This is a genomic window from Monashia sp. HAY1-5C, assembly GCF_056755255.1.
The window spans coordinates 1-244 of sequence record NZ_JBPGXG010000657.1 but is presented as its reverse complement, the minus strand read 5'-3'; the positions used below and the strand labels follow the sequence as shown (position 1 = coordinate 244).

Below are 244 nucleotides of genomic sequence, written 5' to 3'. Positions count from 1 at the left end.
CCCTTACGACAGGACCTTTTTCCTGCGCCACAAGGCACTGCCGCAGCTCGGCTTCGACCGGATGATGATGCTGGATGAATTCGATCACAATCCGGAGCGCGATGGCCCCTATGTCAGCGACCTCACGCCGACGAAAAGCGTGAGCAGGGCGATCGACGAGGATGGCACGGCCAAGAATTTCGTCTTCGTGGCATCCATGGCGAATCACGGCCCCTGGGAGCCCGGCCGATGCGGCGATCTCGTC

The 244-nt window shown here is 61.5% G+C and carries 1 protein-coding gene; it reads left to right on the top strand.

Going from position 1 to position 244, the window contains the following annotated elements; all coding sequences use genetic code 11:
- On the top strand, positions 1 to 244 hold a 244-nt coding region (locus ACR9ZK_RS23095), incomplete at both ends, for a hypothetical protein (RefSeq protein ID WP_481344252.1).